Here is a 6,089-nt window from a genome sequence, read left to right on the forward strand (position 1 = left end):
CGTGCCTCGAGGCGACGGAATGCTCTCGTTCGACCTGCTGTCCGACGAGAAGGGTCCGCGGGACGCCTGCGGAGTCTTCGGAGTCTGGGCCCCCGGTGAGGAAGTCGCGAAGCTCACCTACTTCGGCCTCTACGCCCTGCAGCACCGGGGCCAGGAATCGGCCGGGATCGCGGTGTCCAACGGCAACTCGGTCGTCGTCTACAAGGACATGGGCCTGGTGCCGCAGGTCTTCGACGAGGCCACGCTGAACTCGTTGCGGGGCCACCTGGCGATCGGCCACACCCGGTACTCCACCACCGGCGGTTCCCGCTGGGAGAACGCCCAGCCCACGTTCCGGTCCACCGCGACCGGTTCGGCGGCGCTGGCCCACAACGGCAACCTGACCAACAGCGGCGACCTTGCCGCTCGGGTCGCGGCGGCCGCCAAGCCGACCGACCGGAACCGCGAGCACCCGATCGCGACCACCGACACGGACCTGATCACCGAACTGCTGGCCGGCCACCCGAGCCGCTCGTTGGAGGCCGCCGCGCTCGACGTGCTGCCGACCCTGCGCGGGGCGTACTCGCTGGTGTTCATGAACGAGTCCACGCTCTACGCGGCCCGCGACCCGCAGGGGGTCCGACCGCTGGTGCTGGGCCGGCTCGAGCGCGGCTGGGTGATCGCGTCGGAGAGTGCCGCGCTGGACATCGTCGGCGCGGCCCGGGTGCGTGAGATCGAACCGGGCGAGCTGATCGCGATCGACGAGGACGGTCTGCGCACCACACGGTTCGCCCCGGCCGCGCCCAAGGGCTGCGTGTTCGAGTACGTCTACCTGGCCCGGCCGGACACCGAGATCTCCGGGCGCAACGTGCACGCCGCCCGGGTCGAGATGGGCCGGCGGCTGGCGCAGGAGGCGGCCGTCGAGGCCGACCTGGTCATCGCCACCCCGGAGTCCGGCACCCCGGCCGCGATCGGCTACGCCCAGGAGTCCGGGATCCCCTACGCGCAGGGGCTGGTCAAGAACTCCTACGTCGGACGCACGTTCATCCAGCCGTCCCAGACGATCCGGCAGCTGGGCATCCGGCTGAAGCTGAACCCGCTGCGCGAGGTCATCGCCGGCAAGCGCCTGGTCGTCGTCGACGACTCGATCGTGCGCGGCAACACCCAGCGGGCACTGGTCCGGATGCTGCGCGAAGCCGGCGCCCGCGAGGTGCACATCCGGATCTCCTCGCCGCCGGTGATGTGGCCGTGCTTCTACGGCATCGACTTCGCGACCCGGGCCGAGCTGATCGCCAGCGGGCTTTCGGTCGACGAGATCCGGGCCTCGGTCGGGGCCGACTCGCTGGCCTACATCTCGCTCGACGGCCTGATCGCCGCGACCACGATCGAACGCGACAAGCTCTGCACGGCCTGCTTCACCGGCCAGTACCCGATCGGCCTGCCGGACCCGGAACTACTCGGCAAGGGCGTCCTGGAGGGTGCCACGGTGCAGCTGCCGACCCACGAGATCCCGCCGGTGCGCACCTGATGGCCGCAACCGCGAGCGACAAGCGCGCAACGAGTGCTGTCACCTACGCGGCGGCCGGTGTCGACATCGAGGCAGGCGACCGCGCCGTCGAGCTGATGAAGGCCTCGATCGCCAAGGCCGGACGGCCGGAGGTGCTGGGTGGCATCGGCGGCTTCGCGGGGCTGTTCCGGGCCGACGCGTTGAAGAGCATGCGCGCACCGCTGCTGGCCACCTCGACCGACGGGGTCGGGACCAAGGTCGCGGTCGCCCAGCGGATGGACGTCCACGACACGGTCGGCATCGACCTGGTCGCGATGGTGCTCGACGACCTGGTGGTGTGTGGCGCCGAGCCGCTGTTCATGACCGACTACATCGCCTGTGGCCGGGTGGTGCCGCAGCGGATCGCGGCGCTGGTGGCCGGGATCGCCGAAGGTTGCCGCCGGGCCGGGGCTGCGTTGGTCGGTGGCGAGACCGCCGAGCACCCCGGGCTGCTCGGCCCGGACGAGTACGACCTGGCCGGCGCGGGCACCGGGGTCGTCGACGAGCCGGACCTGCTCGGCGCCCACCGGGTCCGCGCCGGCGACGTCGTGATCGGGATGGCCGCCTCCGGGCTGCACTCCAACGGGTACTCGTTGGCCCGGCACGTGTTCTTCACCTCGGCCGGCTGGGACGTGCACCGGCAGGTACCCGAGCTGGGCCGGACCTTGGGTGAGGAGCTGCTCGAGCCGACCCGGGTCTACAGCCTGGACTGCCTGGCGCTGCTGCGGGCCGGGGCCGACGGGCCTGCGCTGGACGTGCACGCGTTGTGCCACGTCACCGGTGGGGGACTGGCGGGGAACCTGGAGCGGGTGCTGCCCGCCGAGGTCGACGCCGAACTGGACCGCACGAGCTGGACGCCGGCGCCGATCTTCGGGTTGGTCGGCGCGATGGGCCGGGTGGAGCGTGCCGAGCTGGAGCGCACACTGAACATGGGCGTCGGGATGGTTGCGGTGGTGGCGGCCGAGGCCGCCGACGCTGTACTGGACCGGTTGGCGAGGCGCGACCTGGCGGCCTGGCACCTCGGGCGGATCGTGGCCGGCACCGGCCGAGCCGTCCTGCACGGCGAGCACCCCTAGCAAACCACCCGCACTTGTGCTGCCTGTCCCACGTATCGAGGCGCGCTGATAGGTGGGACAGGCAGCACAAGTGCCGGTGGTTGGGTGGGTGGCTCAGCCGGAGCGACGCTCGTCGGAGTAAGGATCGTCCTTGGGCGCGTACTTCGCGTACGGGTCTTCCTCGTCCTCTTCCTCGGCTTCCTCCACCGAGTCGGATTCGCCCGTCACGAGCTCAGCCCGCAGGCGATCGAGATCGGTGCCGCCGCTGCTGTACTTGAGCTCGCGGGCAACCTTCGTCTGCTTGGCCTTAGCTCGGCCGCGCCCCATGGCTCGACCCCCTCTGCGAGGCCCCGGAGGCCTGTCGCGGCACGGTCTGGAACACACTTACCCGGCGGCCGGAGGGGCTTCGTCACCCGAACCGGTCGCGCTGCTGTCTCCTACCGTACCTGTTCCGTCGGTCCGAGTGATACGCAACCCGCGTCCGCACGGCGGTGGCGACATTTCAGCGGGCCTGCGGGCGCAGGATGGTGCGCAACCGGCCCACGTCGGCCATGCGCTGCTCGGCGAGCCGGTCGGCGGCCACCGCCGGAGGGACCCCGTCGGCCTCCGCGATCGCGAACACCCGGCTGGTCGTGGTCCCGATCGCCTCGGCCCGAGCTTTGGCCCGGTCGAAGGAGAACCCGCCGGCGCCGAGCCCCGCGAACTCGTCGGCGACCTGAATGACCCCACCGGCGTTCACCAGGTAGTCCGGGGCGTAGAGAATTCCCCGGTCCTGCAAGCTCTTCTCGATCCCCGGGTGGGCGAGTTGATTGTTCGCGCCGCCGCACACGATGCGGGCCGACAACGAAGCCACGGTTCGGTCGTCCAGCGCCCCGCCCAGCGCACACGGCGCGTAGACGTCGAGGTCGGCCGCCGTCAGCGTCTCGACGTCGCCGATCACCCGCACCTGGGGGTGATCGGCCTGGACCGCGGCCAGTGCCGCGCCGGACACGTCGGTCATCAGTACCTCGGCGCCCTCGTCGACCAGGTGGCCGACCAGCCGGCGTCCGACCTTTCCGACGCCGGCCACACCGACCCGGCGTCCCAGCAGCGAGGGTTCGTGCCAGGTGTGCTCGGCACAGGCCCGGATCGCCTGGTAGACGCCCCAGGCGGTCAGCACCGAGGAGTCGCCCGCGCCGCCGTACTCCGGCGAGCGGCCGGTCACGTAGCGGCACTCGCGGGCGGCCCGGTCCATGTCGACCGGGTAGGTCCCGACGTCGCAGGCGGTGACGTAGCGCCCGCCGAGGGAGTCCACGAAGCGGCCGTAGGCGCGCAGCAGGGCCTCGGACTTGTCGGTCCGCGGGTCGCCGATGATCACGGCCTTCCCGCCGCCGTGGTCGAGGCCGGCCAACGCGTTCTTGTACGCCATGCCCTTGGACAGCGCGAGCACGTCGGCCAACGCCTCGTCGACCGACGGGTACGGGTAGAACCGGGTGCCCCCGAGGGCCGGGCCCAGTGCCGTCGAGTAGATCGCGATGATCGCGCGCAGGCCGCTGTCCGGGTCGTGGAAGAACACGACCTGCTCGTGCCGTGCGGCCTGCGACAGCAGCATCTCGGCTGCGGGACCAGCATTCTGACGGTCAGTCACGGCGGTGCCTCCCGAGCCGGAGCGGGCTTCGAACAGGAACTCCTGGTTCGAGGGTACGTCGCGCCTGATCTGCCCACCGGCGGACGGTCGGCCTCGGGTGCTCGGGAAGGGCAGGGCCGATGAGCTGGTCCGGAGTCCCGTACGTGGCCACGCTTCGGGTGTACGAGCCGGTCGAGGTGCTGGCGGCGGCCGGCTGGGACTGGGGGCACTGGGCCACCGAGCCGGCCGGGGATCCGGACGATGCGCCGGCGCTGGAGCGGCTGGCCGGATTGCGCGCGGCGATCGCGGTCCCGCCGCACCCGGCGCCCGCGTCCGAGGGCGGTGAGGTCCTGGTGATCACCGTCGACGGCGCGCAGTTCGGGTGCCCGTGGCAGCGGAGGTTGCGCTGCTGGCAGGCCTTGGAGGAGTGCCGCGACGAGCTGCCCGCCCCGACGCTGGATGCCTGCTGGCCGCCGTCGGTCGTGGCTGCGGCCGAGCGCGAGTTCGCCGATTGGCGGGCCGCTAATCCGGGCGCTGCCGCGCACATCCGCAGCAGCCCTTGGGAGATACCGCTGGCCTGGATGGTCGCGTTCTCCACCGGCGATCGTCGGGTGGTGCGTGCGGACTCCGCGGTGGCCACCCGGGAGCCGGTCGTCCACCGGCTCTACCACCTCACCGCGATGGGCTCGGCGCGGCAGCGCATCGCCCGTTGTCTGGCCACGCTGACGCGGACCATCGGCGCGGGACTGCTCGTGGACGGGATCCGCGAGGTCGGCAGTTGGCTGGAGGCATTTCACCCGAAGAGCTGGGTGGAACTCGATCACGGTGGCCTGATCGGGCTACCCACAGATGAAGATCTGATAGCGGTCGATTCGATTGCCGAGATTTCCGAAGCCCTTGCGGCGTTGGCCGGAGGGGAAATGGAGACGGCTGTCCAGACATACCGCCGTTTGGTGAATCGTTGGCGTTCTTACGCTCAATATGGTCATTTGAGTTGACCATTCGTATACCAACCGTATCCTCGATGTAGACACGAAGAGCGCGGTTCGGTCCTCCTCCGGATCTAGCGGCACGACCCGTGTTGGCCGTACTGAGCATGGGAACGGACGATGTCCGCCCCGGCGCCGCAGACAGCCGACCGATGCCACAACGCAGGAAAAGCAGTTGCTATCACCCGTTCGGTTGATGCGACTGCCGGCCGGACGTCCAACCCGAAATGATCCGCTCGGACCATTTCGGACATCAGGCTCCTGAGGCACCATCTTTGTCACGAGACGACACAAGGTCGCTCGACTAGGAGGCCCGCCATGAACGCTCACACTCCCGACACCGAGGCTCTGCTCACCCCGGCCGAGGTTGCCACGATGTTCCGTGTCGACCCGAAGACCGTCACTCGCTGGGCCAAGGCCGGCAAGCTGACCTCGATCCGTACCCTGGGTGGTCACCGCCGGTACCGCGAGTCCGAGGTCCGCAACCTGCTCGCCGGCACGATCCCGCAGCAGGTCAACCGCTTCGACCACTGATCCTCCTCGGCGGGCCTGTACCGACCGCCGTCGGTAGAGGAACGCCGGACCGCCATCGAGCCGCCGCCGCGGTTCGGTGTGGTCGCCAGGGGAAAAGACTCGGGCGTCGCCTGACGCCGCGAACGGCGTGGTCCCGGACCCCTCTCCCGCCGGAGAGGGCCCCCGGCACCGCGCCGTTCGTCTGTCCGGGCACCGTCCGCTCATCGATGAGCGGACGGGGCACTGTCATGCGTGAGCTGTCGTCACGGGCGCCCGGATCTGACGTCCCGCGTATGAGAGTGAGCACTGCGATCATCGATGATCGCGGTGCGGACCCAACCGGACGCGAGGGGTCAGCTCGTCGACTTCGTCGACGGCACGCAGGGCATCACCGTTCCGGG

General features: G+C 70.5%; 6 protein-coding genes. 4 read left to right on the forward strand and 2 right to left on the reverse strand.

The features are described 5' to 3' along the window. On the forward strand, positions 1-1,507 hold a 1,507-nt coding region (purF, locus tag VHU88_11340), incomplete at its 5' end, for an amidophosphoribosyltransferase (protein ID HEX3612271.1). Continuing rightward, positions 1,507-2,601: a phosphoribosylformylglycinamidine cyclo-ligase gene (gene purM / locus VHU88_11345; GenBank protein ID HEX3612272.1), complete on the forward strand. Its 1,095-nt coding sequence runs from the start codon at positions 1,507-1,509 to the stop codon at positions 2,599-2,601. The genes purF and purM, both read left to right, overlap by 1 nt. A 93-nt stretch (positions 2,602-2,694) precedes the next feature. Here the strand turns inward: purM and VHU88_11350 are convergent, their stop codons facing one another. Together VHU88_11350 and VHU88_11355 are read right to left on the reverse strand one after the other, a co-directional pair. Further along, the gene (locus VHU88_11350; GenBank protein HEX3612273.1) at positions 2,695-2,907 is read right to left on the reverse strand and encodes a DUF3073 domain-containing protein; all 213 of its coding nucleotides are present in this window, start codon (positions 2,905-2,907) and stop codon (positions 2,695-2,697) included. Between the two features lie 175 nt (positions 2,908-3,082). Next, on the reverse strand, positions 3,083-4,207 hold the full coding sequence (locus tag VHU88_11355; GenBank protein HEX3612274.1) for a Glu/Leu/Phe/Val dehydrogenase dimerization domain-containing protein: 1,125 nt from the start codon (positions 4,205-4,207) through the stop codon (positions 3,083-3,085). Between the two features lie 119 nt (positions 4,208-4,326). On the opposite strand from VHU88_11355, the gene VHU88_11360 reads away from it, so the two are divergent. Next, positions 4,327-5,184, forward strand: coding sequence for a hypothetical protein (locus VHU88_11360; protein HEX3612275.1), 858 nt, complete (start codon positions 4,327-4,329; stop codon positions 5,182-5,184). Positions 5,185-5,493: 309 nt separating this feature from the next. After that, a complete protein-coding gene (gene bldC, locus VHU88_11365) occupies positions 5,494-5,709 on the forward strand; it encodes a developmental transcriptional regulator BldC (GenBank protein ID HEX3612276.1) in 216 nt (71 codons plus the stop codon). The last annotated feature ends 380 nt before the right edge of the window (positions 5,710-6,089 follow it).

It is taken from the genome of Sporichthyaceae bacterium (genome assembly GCA_036269075.1).
Taxonomy (GTDB): domain Bacteria; phylum Actinomycetota; class Actinomycetes; order Sporichthyales; family Sporichthyaceae; genus DASQPJ01.

Excerpts from the sequence above, each read along its gene's own strand:
- purM (HEX3612272.1), top strand. The coding sequence starts at position 1,507 with ATGGCCGCAACCGCGAGCGACAAGCGCGCAACGAGTGCTGTCACCTAC.
- VHU88_11350 (HEX3612273.1), bottom strand. The coding sequence starts at position 2,907 with ATGGGGCGCGGCCGAGCTAAGGCCAAGCAGACGAAGGTTGCCCGCGAG.
- VHU88_11360 (HEX3612275.1), top strand. The coding sequence starts at position 4,327 with ATGAGCTGGTCCGGAGTCCCGTACGTGGCCACGCTTCGGGTGTACGAG.
- bldC (HEX3612276.1), top strand. The coding sequence starts at position 5,494 with ATGAACGCTCACACTCCCGACACCGAGGCTCTGCTCACCCCGGCCGAG.